This window comes from Verrucomicrobiia bacterium, from assembly GCA_036405135.1.
Taxonomy (GTDB): domain Bacteria; phylum Verrucomicrobiota; class Verrucomicrobiia; order Limisphaerales; family JAEYXS01; genus JAEYXS01.
The window spans coordinates 189,431-206,502 of record DASWYF010000035.1 but is presented as its reverse complement, the minus strand read 5'-3'; the positions used below and the strand labels follow the sequence as shown (position 1 = coordinate 206,502).

Annotated in this window: 10 protein-coding genes; 5 read left to right on the top strand and 5 right to left on the bottom strand. The window is 56.9% G+C overall.

Annotation, left to right across the window (positions count from 1 at the left end; genetic code table 11):
* Nucleotides 1–29 precede the first annotated feature (29 nt).
* Nucleotides 30–1,103, bottom strand: coding sequence for an ISL3 family transposase (locus tag VGH19_17390; GenBank protein ID HEY1173147.1), 1,074 nt, complete (start codon nucleotides 1,101–1,103; stop codon nucleotides 30–32).
* Here VGH19_17390 and VGH19_17385 point away from each other — a divergent pair.
* The 3 genes from VGH19_17385 to VGH19_17375 all read left to right on the top strand — a co-directional run bounded on the left by VGH19_17385 (nucleotide 1,017) and on the right by VGH19_17375 (nucleotide 6,027).
* Nucleotides 1,017–1,262 carry a hypothetical protein gene (locus VGH19_17385; GenBank protein ID HEY1173146.1) on the top strand — a complete coding sequence of 82 codons (246 nt, stop codon included), beginning with the start codon at nucleotides 1,017–1,019 and terminating at the stop codon, nucleotides 1,260–1,262. The two genes, VGH19_17390 and VGH19_17385, sit on opposite strands and share 87 nt — an antisense overlap.
* A 619-nt stretch (nucleotides 1,263–1,881) precedes the next feature.
* Nucleotides 1,882–4,716 (top strand): DUF1553 domain-containing protein, encoded by a 2,835-nt coding sequence (locus tag VGH19_17380; protein HEY1173145.1) that lies wholly within the window; start codon nucleotides 1,882–1,884, stop codon nucleotides 4,714–4,716.
* 9 nt (nucleotides 4,717–4,725) lie between these two features.
* Nucleotides 4,726–6,027 (top strand): DUF1501 domain-containing protein, encoded by a 1,302-nt coding sequence (locus tag VGH19_17375; GenBank protein ID HEY1173144.1) that lies wholly within the window; start codon nucleotides 4,726–4,728, stop codon nucleotides 6,025–6,027.
* On the opposite strand, the gene VGH19_17370 is transcribed toward VGH19_17375, so the two are convergent.
* Genes VGH19_17370 through VGH19_17360 form a run of 3 tightly spaced genes read right to left on the bottom strand, consistent with a single transcriptional unit; the run spans nucleotide 6,016 to nucleotide 12,836 of the window.
* Entirely contained in the window at nucleotides 6,016–8,280 is a 2,265-nt protein-coding gene (locus VGH19_17370; GenBank protein ID HEY1173143.1) for a PQQ-binding-like beta-propeller repeat protein, read from the bottom strand. The genes VGH19_17375 and VGH19_17370 overlap by 12 nt on opposite strands.
* Nucleotides 8,281–8,290: 10 nt before the next feature.
* Nucleotides 8,291–9,754, bottom strand: coding sequence for a DUF1501 domain-containing protein (locus tag VGH19_17365; GenBank protein ID HEY1173142.1), 1,464 nt, complete (start codon nucleotides 9,752–9,754; stop codon nucleotides 8,291–8,293).
* On the bottom strand, nucleotides 9,747–12,836 hold the full coding sequence (locus VGH19_17360; protein ID HEY1173141.1) for a PSD1 and planctomycete cytochrome C domain-containing protein: 3,090 nt from the start codon (nucleotides 12,834–12,836) through the stop codon (nucleotides 9,747–9,749). The genes VGH19_17365 and VGH19_17360 overlap by 8 nt, the downstream gene beginning before the upstream one ends.
* A gap of 72 nt (nucleotides 12,837–12,908) precedes the next feature.
* Here VGH19_17360 and VGH19_17355 point away from each other — a divergent pair, with 72 nt between their 5' ends.
* A complete protein-coding gene (locus tag VGH19_17355) occupies nucleotides 12,909–13,781 on the top strand; it encodes an AraC family transcriptional regulator (GenBank protein ID HEY1173140.1) in 873 nt (290 codons plus the stop codon).
* Nucleotides 13,782–13,792: 11 nt separating this feature from the next.
* Here VGH19_17355 and VGH19_17350 read toward each other — a convergent pair whose 3' ends face one another.
* A complete protein-coding gene (locus VGH19_17350; GenBank protein HEY1173139.1) occupies nucleotides 13,793–16,321 on the bottom strand; it encodes a discoidin domain-containing protein in 2,529 nt (842 codons plus the stop codon).
* A gap of 240 nt (nucleotides 16,322–16,561) precedes the next feature.
* Here VGH19_17350 and VGH19_17345 point away from each other — a divergent pair, with 240 nt between their 5' ends.
* The gene (locus VGH19_17345; protein ID HEY1173138.1) at nucleotides 16,562–16,963 is read left to right on the top strand and encodes a response regulator; all 402 of its coding nucleotides are present in this window, start codon (nucleotides 16,562–16,564) and stop codon (nucleotides 16,961–16,963) included.
* Nucleotides 16,964–17,072 lie beyond the last annotated feature (109 nt).

Genomic DNA, 17,072 nt, shown 5'->3' with positions numbered 1-17,072 from the left:
GGTTCTTCGCTGTTTTCAGTGGAATGGGTTCAGTGCTGGGGCAGGCGGAGTTTGCCTGCGAGGAAGTAGAGCATGGTGATGAGGTAGGTGGAGGAGCGGTAACCACGCGCTTTGCGGCGGGTGGCGCTGAAGACGCTGTTCAAGCCTTCCATGAAGGCGTTGGTCAGGCCCCATTTCCAATGGGCGAGGATGCCCGGCAGATGGTTTTCCACCAGCTTGGCCAGCTTTAGCATTGGCGCAAACACGCGGTTTTTGACGTGGCGGGCCACCCAGCGGACCCACCGGCACCAGACGCGCAGCCGTGGTTTGGCCACGCTGGCTGAAGCACTCCGGTAAATGTCCTGCAAAACCAGCCGCAGCTGATAGGCCTTGGCGGTCCATAGGCTTTTCTGGTCGATGCCCGCCAGCCGCGCCTGCTCCTTGGGCGTCAGGTTCTCGGGATTCTTGCGCCACAACCAGCGGCTTTTCTGCAACGCCCGCCAGACGCCTGCCTCCCGTGTCGTCCGCACTTCGGCCCGGCGCACCTCATCCACCGCCGCGTTGGCGTTCTGCAGGACGTGGAACTTGTCGAACACGACTTGGGCATTGCGGCAATGCTCGGCCAACCCCGCCTGATAGGCCCGGCTCATGTCCATGCTGGCCTGTGTGATCGCATGCCGGTGGCCATGGTGTGCTTCCAGCGACGTGATAAAGCGCGTCCACGTCGTCTGGTCCTTGCCCTCCGTGGCAAAGAGCACCCGTCGTTTGACCAGATCGGCGAACACACTCACATACTCATGGCCCTTGCGTACCGCCAGTTCGTCCACGCCCACGCAGCAGACCTGGCTGAAGTCGGCCTCGGCGTAAGCCGCCGCCACCTGCCGGAAGAGCAATCGCCACAGCCGGGTGTCCGTTTCGCCCGTCAGGGCGGCCACCCGCTTGACGGGCATCTCCCGCAGCAACACCAGGGCAAACGCCTCGAACTCCTTGGTGAAGTGCGTGCTCAGCCCCTCCCACGGCGGGCGCACCCGGAAGACATGCCCGCACTGGCGGCACTTGCCTCGGGGCAGCCGGCAGGTGATCTGGCAGCGATGCTCGAACACATTGAGATGCCGCCACGTCAGTTCCTCGGTGTGGTCATAACAGAAGACCGCTCCGCCGTCCTGCGGACAGCGCTCCGCCGCCCACAACCCGGACGTCTCGGCCAGCTCCAGTTCGACCAATCCGTCGTCCCGGTCAAACCGGCTCGCCTTCACCTCCCAGTTCATCCCCAAGCCCAATAACTCATGAAACAGTCGCTCTGGTGTCATCTCCTCCTCCTACCAAATCCCCATTCCACTGAAAACAGCGAAGAACCTGTTTTCCACGCAAACCACAAATTATTTTCATACGATTTCAAGAAACACACACTTTGCATGTTGTTATAGCGCAATCTTTTTCATTAAAAGCGCAATTTATTTAAAATATCTATTGCAGTTTTTAAATTCTGCTGTATTTTCACCAGTGATGAGCAAGGAGGCGGTTATGACAGCAACAGGAAAAAGTGCGGAGACGCGCTCTCGGAAGATCATTTTCAGAATTTTACCAGCAGCTTGGCAGCAGGATCAGGAGATGTTCTGTGGAAAGGGTGTTTCAGGAGGATTACCCGAAAGTGGTAGTGAAGGCTCCCACCATTGCGTTCGTGACGGGAGGGAGATGTCCACTACACTGAATGAGTCACCGAAACTCATGGAACGTCTGAAACGTCATTTTAGCTGGATGGAAGAAATGGAAAGCCAAAAGGCATTCATCGGAAACATCCAACATCGAACATCGAACTCCGAACATCGAGAGGGAGGAATACGCCTCGGTATTCGTCTATCGTGGCTCTGGTGTTCGCTGGCATTGGGATGTTTGAATTTAATGGCGGCGGAACCGGTGCGGGTGGAGGTGATCACGGCGGGGGTGCCGGGGAATCGTGCGTGGCCGACGAATGAGTTGACGAAAGTGGAGGATAGCTACACTGAACCGGCGTTCGCATTTTTTCATCTGCCATGGGAATACACATCTACGGGTGTGCGGGCGGAGCGTGGTGGTCCTTTGCTCGTTCGGGCAACGGCGACGTTCAAGCTGCCTGCCGGAAAGTATGATCTGCTGCTGCGGGCGCGGAGTGGTGCGCGCTTGAGCGTGGATGGTAAAGCCGTGGTGTCCCTCCCCTTCCCCGCGCCCATCGCGGATGGGCATGATCTGGTGCGGACGAATTTCCTGAGCCTCGGTGCGTTCACGCGTCAGCGTGCGCCGGGTGATTATGAGGTGCTAACGAATTTTACGGCGACGGGCAAGGCGCAGACGTTTGCATTCGAGACGTTGCTGGGTGGATTACGCGGGAAGGATCTGATCCGCGTGGAACCGGGTGAGACGGTGATCGCTTTGTCACGAGCGGGAGCCAATGAATTTCACATCTTGTCACCGAAGCTCGATGTGCCGCTGACGGATGCGGGTTGGGTGGCGTATCGCGCAACGCGTGAGGCGGTGTATGATGAGATGGAATCGACGCGACGGGCGGAAGCGCGGGCGAAGCATGCGGATTACTGGAAGATGCGGCATGAGGCGGCGCGTGAATACGTGAAGGCGAATCCGGTGGCGCAACCGCCAATCACTTCTCTCGCGGCGAATAATGCGCTGGATCAATTCCTCAATGTGCGCATCGAGCGGGCGCAGGCGAGTGCGAAGGCGCAGATGGGCACGGTGCAGTTTCATCGCGATGTGTTGCCGATCTTGGAAAAGAATTGTCTCTCCTGCCATAGCGCGAAACCTAAGGGTGGCTTGCGCCTGGATAGCTTGAGCGCGGCGCTTAAGGGTGGTGATTCGGAGGAGGCGGGCATTGTGATCGGTCATCCGGAGAAGAGTCCGTTTATCCAACGACTGAATCCGAAGGATGCGGATGAGATCATGCCACCGAAGGGCGATCGCCTGACGGCGGCGCAGATCGAAATACTTGCGCGTTGGGTGAAGGAAGGCGCGGTGTGGCCGGAGGAAGCGCCGGTAGCGAAGCTCGAAGTGGCGGCCCTCACGACGGATGGGGAATTCATCCGGCGCGTGACGCTGGATACGATCGGGCTCTTTCCCACGGCGGATGAGGTGCGTGAATTCATCGCGGACAAGCGCAAGGATAAGCGCGCGCGGTTGATCGAGCGGTTGCTGGCGGACAAGCGCTGGGCGGATCATTGGGTGGGTTTCTGGCAGGATTTGCTGGGGGAAAATCCGAACCTGGTGAACGCGACACTGAACAACACGGGGCCGTTCCGTTGGTGGATCTATGAATCGTTCCGCGATAACAAGCCGATGGACATGTTCATCACGGAACTGGTGCGCATGGAAGGTGGCGCGTATGAGGGCGGACCGGCGGGCTTCTCGCTCGCGGCGTTTAATGATTCGCCGATGGTAGCGAAGGCGGGCATCATCAGTTCAGCACTGCTCGCCACCGAGATGAAATGTGCGAGGTGCCACGATGCGCCGTATCACCGCAGCACGCAGGCGGACTTATTCCACCTTGGCGCGATGCTGGCGAAGCAATCGGTGGAGGTGCCGAAGACGAGCACGGTGGCGCTGGATAAACTGCCGACGGGTCGCAAGCCGCTCATCCAAGTGACGCTAAAACCGGGTGAAAAGCTGGCACCGGAATGGACTCTGAAGAATCTGATGGATGAGGAATTGCCGGGCGGGTTTGTGGAGGCGAATGCGGATTCACGCACGCGTCTCGCGGCACTCATCACCACGCCTCAGAACGAGCGTTTCGCCGAGGTGATGGTGAACCGCGTGTGGCATCGCTATTTCGGGCGCGGGATCGTGGAGCCGCTGCATGATTGGGAGAACGCGAAGCCATCGCATCCAGAATTGCTGAAGTGGCTGGCGCGAGAATTCGTGAGCCATGATTACGATCTGAAACATATAGTTCGGCTCATCGTGAATTCACAGGCGTATCAACGGCAGTCTCGCACTGATGCGGATGCGAACCGTCTTTTCGCTGCGCCGATCAAACGGCGTTTGAGCGCGGAGCAGTTGGTGGATTCGCTGTTCTCAGCTTACGGAAAAGATTTCGATACAGGCTTGGTATGTATCGATGTGGACAGCGGACGCACACCGCGTCTGGCGCTGAACTTCGGCGAACCGAAACGCGCGTGGCAATTCGTTTACACGGCGAATGATCGCGACCGGCCTAGTTTGAATCTGCCACGGGCGCAAGTGATCACTGAGCTGATGACGGCGTTTGGATGGGATGGTAACCGGCAGGAGCCGATCTCGGTGCGTAAGAATGAAGCGAATCCGCTGCAACCGGCGTTGCTCGCCAACGGCACAGCGAGCTTGTGGCTCACGCGGCTTTCAGAAGATTCAGAGATGACGGAACTGGCGTTGAAGAAGCAGTCCGCCGAGAAACTGGTGGAGGAAGTTTTCTTGCGCGTTCTAGGGCGTTTACCGAAAGAAACAGAGCGCGCGAAATTCGTCAACTTGCTCAAGCCGGGATATGAGAAGCGCGTGTTATCGAAGGATTTCGCGCTCATCCCGCACGCGCCGAAACCTTACGTAAGCTGGGGAAATCATATCGTGCCAGAGGCGAATGTGTTGCGTCAGGTAGAAGAAAATGAAGCGAAGAGAGGACCAGCGCCCACGAGTCGACTGGAAGCTGATTGGCGCGCGCGCATGGAGGATTTTCTCTGGGCCTTGCTGAATGCGCCGGAAACGATTTATATTCCTTAACGAGCCATGATGTCTGGATTGAACAAAAACTTATCGCGTCGCGAATTCTTGGGATTGGGCGGAAAAGCGGCGGCGACGGCATCGATGATGAATCTGCTGCCGAACGTGATGGCGTCACCCTCGGCGAATTTCCCGAAAGGCAAGGCGGAGCATTGCATCTTCCTGTGGCTGGGCGGCGGGATGTCGCAGATCGATACGTTCGATCCAAAGAAGCGCGGTAATCCGAAGACGAAACAAGCGGGTACAGATTACAATGTGATTGATACCGCAGTGCCAGGCGTGAAGGTGACGGAGCATCTCTCGCATATGGCGAAGGTGATGGACCGATTCACGCTCTTGCGCACATGCACGCATTCCACGGTGGATGAACACGCAACGGCGACACACTTCGTGCACACGGCGCGGCCGTTCAGCGAGACGATCCGGTATCCGAGCATCGGCAGCATCGTGGCGCATGAGCTGGGGCAGACTTCGCCAGCGACACCAGGGTATGTGGTGATCGGCTACCCGAACACGTCACGTGATCCGGGATTTCTCGGGCCGAAGCATGGTTACCTGTATCTCACGGATACGGAGGCGGGACCGAATGGTTTCGTACGGCACTCGGGCGTGGATAATGTGCGGCAGGCGCGCCGGGAACAACTGCTCGCAGAGGTCCGCCAATCCACGCCAGATGATGCGGCCACTCGTCAATATAACGAAGTGATCGAGCAGAGCTTGAAACTGGCGGGACCGGATTTCATGCGGCTGTTTCAATTGAAGGAAGAGCGCGCGGAGTTGCGGAATCAATACGGCAGTGAGTTTGGCCAACGTTGTTTGCTGGCACGTCGATTGGTGGAGGCAGGAGTGCGATTCGTCGAGGTGTCGCACAATTTGAATTTCGTGAACGGCACAGGCTGGGATACGCACAACGAGGGGCAGCTCAAGCAATACATGCTCATCCAGGAACTGGATCGCGCACTGGCAACGCTGGCAATGGATCTGGAACAGCGCAAGATGCTGGATAAAACGCTCGTGGTGGTGGGCACGGAATTCGGGCGTCCGCCGGAATTCGATTCTGGTGGTGGGCGCGGACACCAATCGAAGTGCTTCACGCTGGTGATGGCGGGAGGCGGCTTGAAGCACGGGCGTGCATATGGCGAATCCGACGAACTCTCGAAAAAAGTTCTGACGAATCCCGTCACGATGCCGGACTTTCACGCGACGATTTGCGCTGCACTGGGGATCAATCCGGCCAAGGAACTCTACGACGCGAGCCGTCCAGTGCCGATCACGGATGGCGGCAAACCGGTGGCGGCGTTATTCGCCTGATGTGTTGAGCGCCACTTTCTTCGTGGCTCCATCGATGCAATAGAGTTTGGTATTAGTGCGGATGAAGAGCTGGCCTTGGGAGGCTACGACTACGGAACGGGTGTTGTTGTCTCCTGCTTCACCCATGGGAATCGTGCTGAGGATTTTGCCATCAGCAGCATTCACCACCGTTACATCGCCGAGGAAATTGATGATGTAGATTTTGCCATCCGCACCCGTAGGCGAACCTTCATGCTTAGAGCGGCCCGGAGTTGCTACGGTCCATTTCACCTTGCCGGTCTTGGGCTCGACGCGGGAGATGGAGGAAGTCACGTCGCTCAACACGAAGAAGTCACCTTCATAGAAAAGCGGTGTCGGCACATCGGAGGAAACTTCGCGCGCCTCACTTGTCCACAACCACGGGACGTTGCCGCTCGCACCCGCTTTCACCGCATACACCGGACTCTTCTTCGGTGCGCAACCGAGGATGACTCCATCTCCAGCCACGGGTGAAGGCACCAAGCGCCAATGTCCGATCTTTGTAGGATTCCATGAACCTGAGCGCCACAGTTCCTTCCCTGTCACTGGATCATGCCCCGTCAGACAATCACCACCCGCGATTAGCAATTCCTTCCTGCCATTGTTCGCGAACGGCACAGGCGTGGTGAATGCCTCCAACGATTCAGCCGCCGCATCCGATGGCCGGATGTGCTTCCAGATATCTTTCCCCGTCTGCGGATCAATCGCGAGGAGATAGGATTCAATACCGCTCGGCTTCGCACCACGACCATTCACCGGCACATCGCGCTGCAAGACCTGCATGTAGAGTTTACCTTCGAAGAGCAACGGACTTGTCGAGAAAGTCCATTGAAACGCAAAGTCACCGTTGTCCTTCTGCAGATTGCGTTGCCACAATTTCTTGCCTGAGAAATCAAAAGCAACGAGATCACCATTCCCGTAAAAGAACACCACCAGCTTGCCATCCGTAGCGGGAGAAGGTGCGGCATAATTGGACCGCTCATCGCGCGAATCCCCTGCCCCGACGGTGTGCTGCCAGAGCACCTTACCAGTTTTGCGATCAATCGCCATCGCCACCGTGGAGCGCGTGCGCTTATCCGTGGAAGAGACGAACACATGATCGTCCCACACGATCGGCGTTGCTGCGCCTGTGCCCGGCATATCCACACTCCAAGCCACCTTTTCCGTCTTAGACCATTGAGTCGGCAGATTTTTCTCCGTGGAGGAACCATTGAACTCTGGTCCACGGAACTGCGGCCAATTCGCAGCAAAAGCTGAAGAAGTTCCGAGCAATACACCCAAGGCAAGCAATGCGGATTTCATGGTGCGATACTTTAACCGCAATCGCGCAAATGCAAAGCCCTTAGTGACGAGAACGCTCATGGTTTTACTGCCTCCGCATAGCCACGCAACCGCAGCCAATCCAAAGCGCACCGGCCAATCCGTCGGCCCTGTTGCACCCTCACGCGGACGCATGCCGAAACCATGTCCTCCCTTTTCATAAATATGAATCTCCGCCGGTGTTTTACGATTGATCAAATCCAGACACAGCAATGTGCTGCCCTGTGGAAGAGAAGCCGTGTCATCTCCCGCTTGCGCGATGAACGTCGGCGGCAAACCGGCTTCCAGCTTGATATCTGCGCGCAAAGCTTTCGTCGCCTTGTCGTAAATCTGGTAAGGATAGATGAGCAGCAGGAAGTCCGGCTTCACGATTCCATTGGCACCCAGAAACCTCGGCTCATTTGTCGCCGCAATCAGCGCCACCTGTCCGCCCGCTGAAAATCCCAGCACACCAATCTTCTTCGCATCCACGCCGAACTCCGCCGCCAACTTCCGCACCTCGATCAACGCCTTCTGCACATCTTGCACTGGGCCTGCATGAGGCTCAGTCTGTTTGTTCGTGGGAGTGCGATACGCGAGTTGAAACGCCACGATGCCATTCTTCGCCAACCACTCGCACGCATCCGAGCCTTCATGCTCATCCGCCAATCTGCCGAAGCCACCGCCCGGCACCACGATCACGCCTGCTCCGCTCTTCTTAACACCCGCAGGCGGCTCATGCACAAAGAGACGCGGCTGCGAAACATTCGAGCGACGCGAGATACCATCTGGCCCCTTCACCACGGCTTCTGCCGGGTCGGTTGGTACAATAGGTTCCGGCATCCCTTGCGGCCACAGTTTGATTTCACGTTTTTCTGCCGCGCGAACCTGAACTACCACCATCAATAAAAGCACCCATGAAAGCAGTCGTTTCATAAGCATCTCCTCAAACTAATATATCTTTCACAATCTTCGCTGGCTCCACACCGGTCAGTTTGAAGTCCAGTCCCTGATGTCGATACGTGAGCCGTTCATGGTCAATGCCTAACAACTTCAGCACCGTCGCATGCAGATCATGCACGTGCACCGGCTTGTCCGCTACGTTGTAGCTGAAGTCATCCGTGGCTCCGTATGTGATGCCCGATTTCACACCGCCACCCGCAAGCCACATCGTGAAGCAGCGCGGATGATGATCGCGCCCGGCCTCGATGCTGTCCCACTTGCCCTGCCCCGCCACACCGCGACCGAATTCACCGCCCCAGATCACCAGCGTGTCATCGAGCATACCGCGCTGTTTCAAATCTTTGATCAAGGCCGCACTCGCCTGATCCGTATCCCGGCAACGCGCCAAGCACCACGATGGCAAGCGGCTGTGATGATCCCAATCTGGATGAAACAATTGGATGAAACGCACCCCACGTTCCGCCAACCTTCGTGCTTGGATACAATTCGCCGCATAACTCCCCGCCCGCCGCGAATCCGGACCATACAGTTCAAATGTCGATTCCGGTTCATCACTCAGATCCGTCAGTTCCGGGATGCTCGTCTGCATGCGATACGCCATCTCGTATTGCCGGATGCGTGTCGCGATCTCCGGGTCGCCCGTTTCCTTGAGCCGCATCTGATTCAGTTCGCCGAGGCCATCCAACATTCCACGCCGCACCTCACGCGGCAGCCCTTCTGGATCGCGCAAATACAGCACCGGATCCTTAGAGTTCCGCAGCTTCACACCTTGGAAACGCGACGGCAAAAACCCGCTGCCCCAGTAGTGATCATAGAGCGGCTGGTCGCTGGGTCGCTGCATCTTCGAGATCATCACCATGTAATCCGGCATGTTGCGATTCTCACTGCCGAGACCATAGCTCACCCAAGCGCCCATGCTCGGGCGACCCGCGAGTTGATTTCCCGTTAGAAACTGCGTCATCGCGGGCGCATGGTTGATTTGGTCCGTGTGCATGGACTTGATGAAACACAGATCATCCGCCACCTCGCGCAAGTGCGGCAACCACTCGCCGATCGTCGCGCCACTGCGTCCACACCGCTTGAACTCCGTGCGCGCTGGCATGACAAGCTGCTTCTGATTCGACGTCATCGTCGTCAGCCGTTGCCCATTGCGGATCGTGTCCGGCAATTCAATGCCCGCCCACTTCTTCAAGCCCGGCTTGTCATCGAACAACTCGATCTGCGAAGGCCCGCCCGATTGCGTCAGGAATATCACCCGCTTCGCCTTCGGTGCGAAGTGCGGCAAATCCGTCAATCCGCCGATGCTATTGCGCATAGGCTCCACCGCCATCGCCTGCTGGATCATCTGTCCTAGTGCCATCGCGCCCAATCCAAGGCCAGTGCATTGGCCCAAGAAATAACGGCGCGTCGTGAGCAGACCTGGATTGTTTACGTCTTGGTTATTCATGGGTGATAGCCTCATCAAGGTTCAGGATCATGCTCGCGACCACGGCGTAAGCTGCGACATCAGCTGCCGCCAAATTCGTTTCAATTTGCAACTGTCCACTCGCCACAAACTTCTTCGCATCCTCTGGATGCACCTTGTAATACGCCTGAGCCCTTTCCAGTTCGCGTTTCAATACGGCCGCTTCCTTGCTGGAAGGCGCGCGTGAGACCATCCGCTTCATCATGTCCGTGATTCGATCCTCTGGCTTGCCGGTCGCTTGCACCGCTTTGATCGCCAATGCGCGCCCTGCTTCCAGATAGCTTTGATCATTGAGCAACGTGAGTGCCTGCAACGGCGTATTCGTTCGAGGCGTCCTCACTTCACACACACGACGTTGCGCGGAATCGAACAGGAACGTTGGCGCGATGGAACGACGCCAAAACGCATAAAGCGTGCGTCGATACTGCGCCGCCCCTTCGCTCGGTTCATAACGGAAACGCCCCATGAAAATCTCCTCCCACACACCATCCGGCTGATATGGCCGCACGGGCGGACCACCGAGCGATTCATTCATCAAGCCACTGCCGCGAAGAGCCGCATCACGCAACATCCAGCTCGGCAGACGGAAGCGTGCACCACGCGCCAACAACTTGTTCTCCGGATCACGCGTGAGCATGTCTTCGTTCACCACGGAGCTTTGCCGATACGTCGTGCTCGTAGCCATCACCTCCAGCATGTGCTTCACATCCCAGCCGCTCTCCATGAATTCCACCGCCAGCCAGTCCAGTAATTCTGGATGCGTCGGCCGCTCACCCTGCAAACCGAAATCCTCCGGCGTCCGCACCAGTCCGGCACCGAATAGCATCTGCCACAGATTGTTCACCATCACGCGTGCCGTGAGTGGGTTGTCGCGGGAGACGAGCCAGTTCGCCAATCCTAGCCGCGTCTTCTCTTCGTTCGCGGGCCAGTCCGCCACTGCCGCTGGCACACCACGTTGCACTTTCTCGCCTTTGTTATCCCACACCCCGCGGATCAGCACATGCGTATCACGAGCTTCTTTGCGTTCGCCTAACACCATTACGTTAAGTTTACCTGCTGCGGATTTCACCTCGCTCAATTGTTTGTTCGCCCGCTCCAACAATTTCTTCTCCACCTGATACGGCGCATGGTCGGCAAGGAATTGCTCGAACAGTTTTTCCCGTAGCTTTACATCCAGTTTAGCAAGGTCATCCAATTTCGCCTTCGCCAATTGCTCCAAAGGCGCTGGCTCCACACTACGAACAGCCGAACCCGCCTGATCCGTCACCGACACGCGGAAGTAGCCGATGTTCGCATCACCCAGAGTCGAACGCTGTCGCAGCTCGAACACGATCTCCTCATCCGCTTCCAACACCAACGGCTCCGCGAGGGCGAATACCGCCGTGCGTGCCTCTTTCTGGTCTAGCCCCTTCGTCGTCCAGCCATTGCGCGGATCATCATCCAGCACACCTTTGATGCTGCCGTATTCGCGCGCCTGCTTTTGATCCGTCTCAGCGGATGCCACGGCTTCACCCACCAAGATGTCACGGATTTGCGAACTGCCCGTCCGACGCACCTGCACCTTGATATCCGTCAAAATGAACTCACCCGATTGCCCACGCGACACGCCACCGCTTGTATTCGAGGAGTGCGGCAACACTTCCAGTTTGATACCCGTCACTCGTGATAACTTTACCGGTGCCATGATGCGATAGTCGTCATGATTCGGATTCGGCCCGCTCGCCAGCACCGCCCCATTTGCCTCCTGCGCCAGCTTTGTGCCCTCGATGGATTCCAATTCCGTCGCTTTCAAGACATGCCAGGCATTGAAACCGTTCTTCACGAGTGCTGACTGATCCTTCAGCCATTTCGCGAACGGCTCTTCCGCTATCTTCTTCGACTGAGCTTCGCGAGGCTTGCGTGCATCTACTAGTTGTTGCGCCTCCTTCACCGCACGTTCGGCCATCGGTGATTGATACGCCAGATAAGGCTTCGCCGCTTTGCCCGCCTTGCCGTCCTCGTCGATGCTGTTGAAGAACGCGGTCAGTTGATAATAGTCAGCATGCGAGATGGGGTCATACTTGTGCGTGTGGCATTGCGTGCAGCCAAGTGTCAAGCCCAGCCACACCGTGCCGGTGGTGTTCACCCGATCCAACACGTAATCGACACGAGATTCTTCGGGATCACGACCACCTTCACCGTTCGTCATGTGATTGCGATGAAACGCCGTTGCAAGAATTTGCTCCGGCTTCGCGTTCGGCAACAGATCGCCCGCAAACTGCTCCCGCGTGAATTGGTCGAACGGCATGTTGCTATTGAACGCACCCACCACCCAATCACGCCAAGGCCAGTTCGTGCGCGTATCATCGGATTGAAAACCATCCGTGTCCGAATAACGCGCCGCATCCAGCCACCACATCGCCATGCGCTCACCGAAATGTTCCGAGGCCAAAAGCCGCTTCACCACTTTTTGGAACGCATCCGGTGAACGATCCTTCACGAACGCATCCACTTCTTCCGGCGTGGGAGGCAAGCCGGTCAGATCGAATGAGACACGACGGATCAACGTATGCTTCGCCGCCTCAGGAGAAGGCTTCACTTTTTGCGCCGCTAATTTTTGCAGCACGAAACCATCTACCGGATGTTTCGCTCCCTTGGGCGCCGCCGCTTTCACCGGTTTCTCGAGAGCCCAGTGCTTGCCCCACACCGCACCTTGCTCGATCCACCGTTCCAAGACCTTCACCTGCTCCGGCGTGAGTCGCGCCTTGTGAGAACTCGGCGGCGGCATCAGATCATCCTCATCCTTCGTGAGGATACGTGCGATCAGTTCGCTCTCCTTCACTTTCCCCGGCGTGATCGCAACTTCACCGGACTTCGCTGGCTTCGTCACGCTATCCCGTTGATCCAACCGTAAACCGCCCTTCGCCTGTGTCGCATCAGGCCCATGGCAGGCGAAGCATTTATCCGAGAGAATCGGAAGCACATCCCGGCTGAAGCTCACCGCTTCCGCCGCCTGTGCCGACGTGTGCGCACAACAGGTCCACAGCGCGAGCAAAGCAGCGATACGTTTACGGCGTGAATTCATCGTGTCCAATCTGACGTCCTGACATCGAAAAATAAATGGAGCGTCCCGTCGTTAAAGTTGTATTATCCAACTATGCGCTCCACACGGCGAAAAAGCAGCTTTCCCATATCTCTCTTCGCGACACCGAATCCGGTGCATCAGGATGTGTTTTATACCGTCCCTCGCGCCGGCCATCTCATCGGCGGACCAGACCACCGGATTCAGCGCAATCACTTCCCCGGTCATGAGCTTATCCTTTGTTTAAAGGGTCGAGGTTATGTTCGTGTGGCTGGCAATACGCACAGCGTAAAACCCAGCCAGTTCGTCTGGATCAACTGTCATCACCCTCATGAACATGGAGCCATGAAAGAAGACCCCTGGGAAGTTTACTGGGTGCGCATCGAAGGTCCCCGCCTCGCCCGGATGTGTGACATTCTCTCAGTGACGGAAGCTCCCGTTTTTTCCGGCTTTGACCTCAGAGCTGCTCAACCGCTCTATGAAGAAATCTTTCAGTTGATGCCCGACAATGCCCCAGAAGCTCCGGCTCTGGTCCACGCTGCTATCGGCCAGTTGATCGCCCTCGCCTTCTGTGCTCGCTTACGCGATCCCGAGCCTCAAACACCCAGTATCCCCCCGACACTGCGTGCTCCGGTGGAGCGCATGAAACTCTTCTACTTCGAGCGTCATCGGGTAGAAGAACTTGCGAAGCTCGCGGGCATGAGCGCTTCTCATTTCAGTCGCGTGTTTAAAGCCGCTTTCGGCACCAGCCCCATCGACTGGCTTCGCCGCGAACGCATCAACCAGGCGAAACGCCGTCTCGCAGAAACCACGGATGCGATAAAAGAGATCGCCGAGCAGGTCGGCTACGCCGACCGCTTCTTCTTCAGCAAAGATTTCAAGCAGCTCACCGGCGTGACTCCGCGGGAATTTCGCCACCGCGAATCCACCGGCTCGCACGAAGGGTGAAACAGATCACCTCACTCGAAGCCGCCGGTTTCTTTCTTGGCGGTCGCTTTGATTGTCTTCGGGCTCGGTGGTTCAAGGATATCCAGCTCGTGGATGCTCCAGAAAAGGCCCTTCACTTCACCCGTCTGGTCGATGCGGATGAACTTCGCCTTCGTTGGTTTAAACTCGATCTCCGTCATCGCTGTCGTCCCTTTGCCTGTCGCCACAGCTTTGCCCCATTCCTTCCCATCGAGCGAAACATGCACTTCGTAGCCACGCGGATAATCCCCCGCTGAACCGGCCGTATCCAGCACCAGTCCGGCGATATCCGTCTCCTTCGGCAATTCCACCTGAAGCCACATACCCGGCACTTGGAACGCACTCGTGTCCCAACGCGACGTGGGATTTCCGTCCAAAGCCTTGTCCAGATTTTTCACGTTATGGCTCGCCGTGAGCTTCCACTTGTTACGACCGCCTAAAGGCGCTTGCGGCAGGACGGCGTGCAATTCCTCGATCGTCCACGGCTCCATCCGCACCTTGGAGGCAGCGCGCACCTTCGCCACTTCCTGCGGCGTCACCGTGCTGGAACGATTGCCGAAACTGTTGCGCACATAGGATGCGATAGCCGCGATCCATTCGTCATCATTGCTCTCCATCGGCACCATGAGTGATTCATAAGTCTTGCCATTCACCGGCCCGGTCAACCCCTTCAACAACACATGGATCAATCCATCCTTATGCCCCGTGACCGTGCGTGAACCAGCCAACGGCGGGGCCATAGTCAGTCCTTGCTTGCCCTCGATCGGCGTGCCTTTGCCATCGGGATTATGGCAGGCGAAGCACAGTTCCTTGAATATCTCATCACCGCGCTCCAGTGACTTCTTCTGCGCGCCTGTATATTCATTGCCCCAGCTGCGCACTGGCGCGAGCATCTGGATAGCGATCTCCCGCAAGCCCGGCGTTGCATTCGTGCTCATCGCTGTCGACTGGACCATCGCTTTTGCTTCCGGATAGTTCAGCAACTTGGCCGTGCCAAGCGCCTGGATGGCCACCGTCGTATCCGCATCACGGAGCAATGCGGCGACATCTTTGTCCAAGGACTTTTCACCGGCCTTATACAAACCTTCACTCGCACGGATGGCTGCTGAACGCACCTGTGGATTGGTGTCCTTCAATTTCTCGCGCACCAGTTCCGGCGTGAGTGCATTCAAGCCCTCAAGCGTCCACAACGCATGGATACGCGCCAATGGATTCGTGCTTTCCTTCACCAGCTTGGTCAGTGCAGGCACCACGGACTTGTCATCCTTCAAGATGATCAGCTTCTGTGCCTGATCCCGCCACCATCCGTTCGGATGCGACAGATGCGCGACCAACTGCGCCGGCGTCTCCGAATACATCTTGGGCTGCGGTCCCGGCTTAAAATCCTTGTGCGTGATGCGCCAGACACGCCCCTTGCCGATGTTTTTTTCCAAGCCATGCTTGAGGATGGCTCCGCGTAAATAGCTCCCCTCCTTCGTCCAATCACCCTCCTGGATGATGCCGCGATACATATCCACCAGATACAGCGTGCCATCCGGCGCCGTGTTCGCATTGATCACGCGGAAGTTCGGATCCGAGGATCGAAGGAACTCAGACTTTGGATACGGATTGCTCAGATAAGTAAGACCATCCTTCACCTCGATCTTCGTGCTGCGAACCAAACGCCCAACCGGCTCGCCAAAGATAAGATTTCCGCGTATCTCTGCCGGCAATCGGTCACCCCGAAAGATCTCCTGCCCGCACGTGGCTGAAAAATGGTTCAGCGTATTATCTTCGGGACGGAACCGACCTTTCCCACCCTGCACATCCGCCAATCCCACCAACGGCCACACCGCCGCATAATCATCCACGAACTGGTTCTTCACCTCGAAATTCCCGTAGATGAAATGCGTCTGGAAATTCAGCGGTCCGCGTTCCCCTCCCGCATTCACAAACCACGCCTTGCCATTATCATCCTGGGTCAATCCCCATTGGCCGCCATTACCATAGGTGGACTCCTTCAGCGGCGGCTGGTCATAGCCCTGCCAGCGCAGACGCCAGTTGTTCACCGCCATGTACATCCAGTTATCCAGACCCCAGATCAGCCCGCTCTGCTGATGCTCCATGTTTCCCCCACGCGTCCCGCCCGCATACCACAGCTTCTTCTCATCCGCCACGCCGTCACCGTTCTTATCGCGATAGAGATAGATATCCTGCGTATGCGTCTCATTCACCAGCAGCTCACCCGGCCCCAACGGCAGTATCATGCGCGGCAAGAGCAGCTTGTCGATGAACACAGTGTGTTTGTCGAATTTCCCATCCCCTTTGCTCGACCAGTGCAATGAAATCTGGCTGATCGGATTATCTTTGCCCGTGGCATCAATATCCTGCATGTAGGACCGCATCTCCGCCACGAACATGCGCCCATTGCCATCAAAGGCCGCCACGACCGGCTCCTTGATATCCGGCTCGGACAGCACCAGCTCTATCTTGTACCCCTCGGGCAGTTGGACTGTCTTCAACACTCCGGCGGGTGAAAGCATAGGGACCGGTCCTGAAGCAGCTGGGGCATTTTGTGCCAAAACGGCCAAAACTAGGGACAGAAAGGCGGCTGTCTTTTTCATGAATTAGGCAGCCAGACTAAAACTTAAACACTCTCCGTCAAGCCGCCTCCGGCCTGGTACACATATTGCATTATTTTGCTAAAGCCATCTCCGTTAGTGCCGATAGAAGGACGGGGAAATCCTTTCCCATTACAGGCAAAGGCACGAATCGCAGACAGGATGAGCGCAGCAATCGAGAACAACGTAAGATCCATTTTGGTAGTCGACGATGATCCGACACTCCGACGCTCTTATGCGATCGCTTTGGCACGTGCAGGACATCAGGTGCAGGAAGCACCGTCTGGTGAAGCGGCCGTCCGGCTTTGTGAACAGCAGAAGTTTTCCCTGCTCATCACTGACATGATCATGCCGGATATGGACGGTCTCGAGACCATACGACGCGTGCGCGTGATACAACCGGAGATCAAGATCATCGCCATGTCTGGAGGAGGCCGCATGGAGGCGATCAACTATCTTATGCTCGCGGTCAAACTGGGCGCTCACCGCGCCATGCAAAAGCCGTTTGGTGTAAGCGAAATGCAGAACATGGTCGCGAACGTATTCACGGAACCCAATTTCTAGAGCGTCTCAAAAAATACTGTAGACGATTGCTTCGCTAATTTTTGGGCTCTGTCGAGGCTTTGGCGAAGGAGCAGGTTCCAATAAGACCCTGTGACTGAGCCGAAACGAC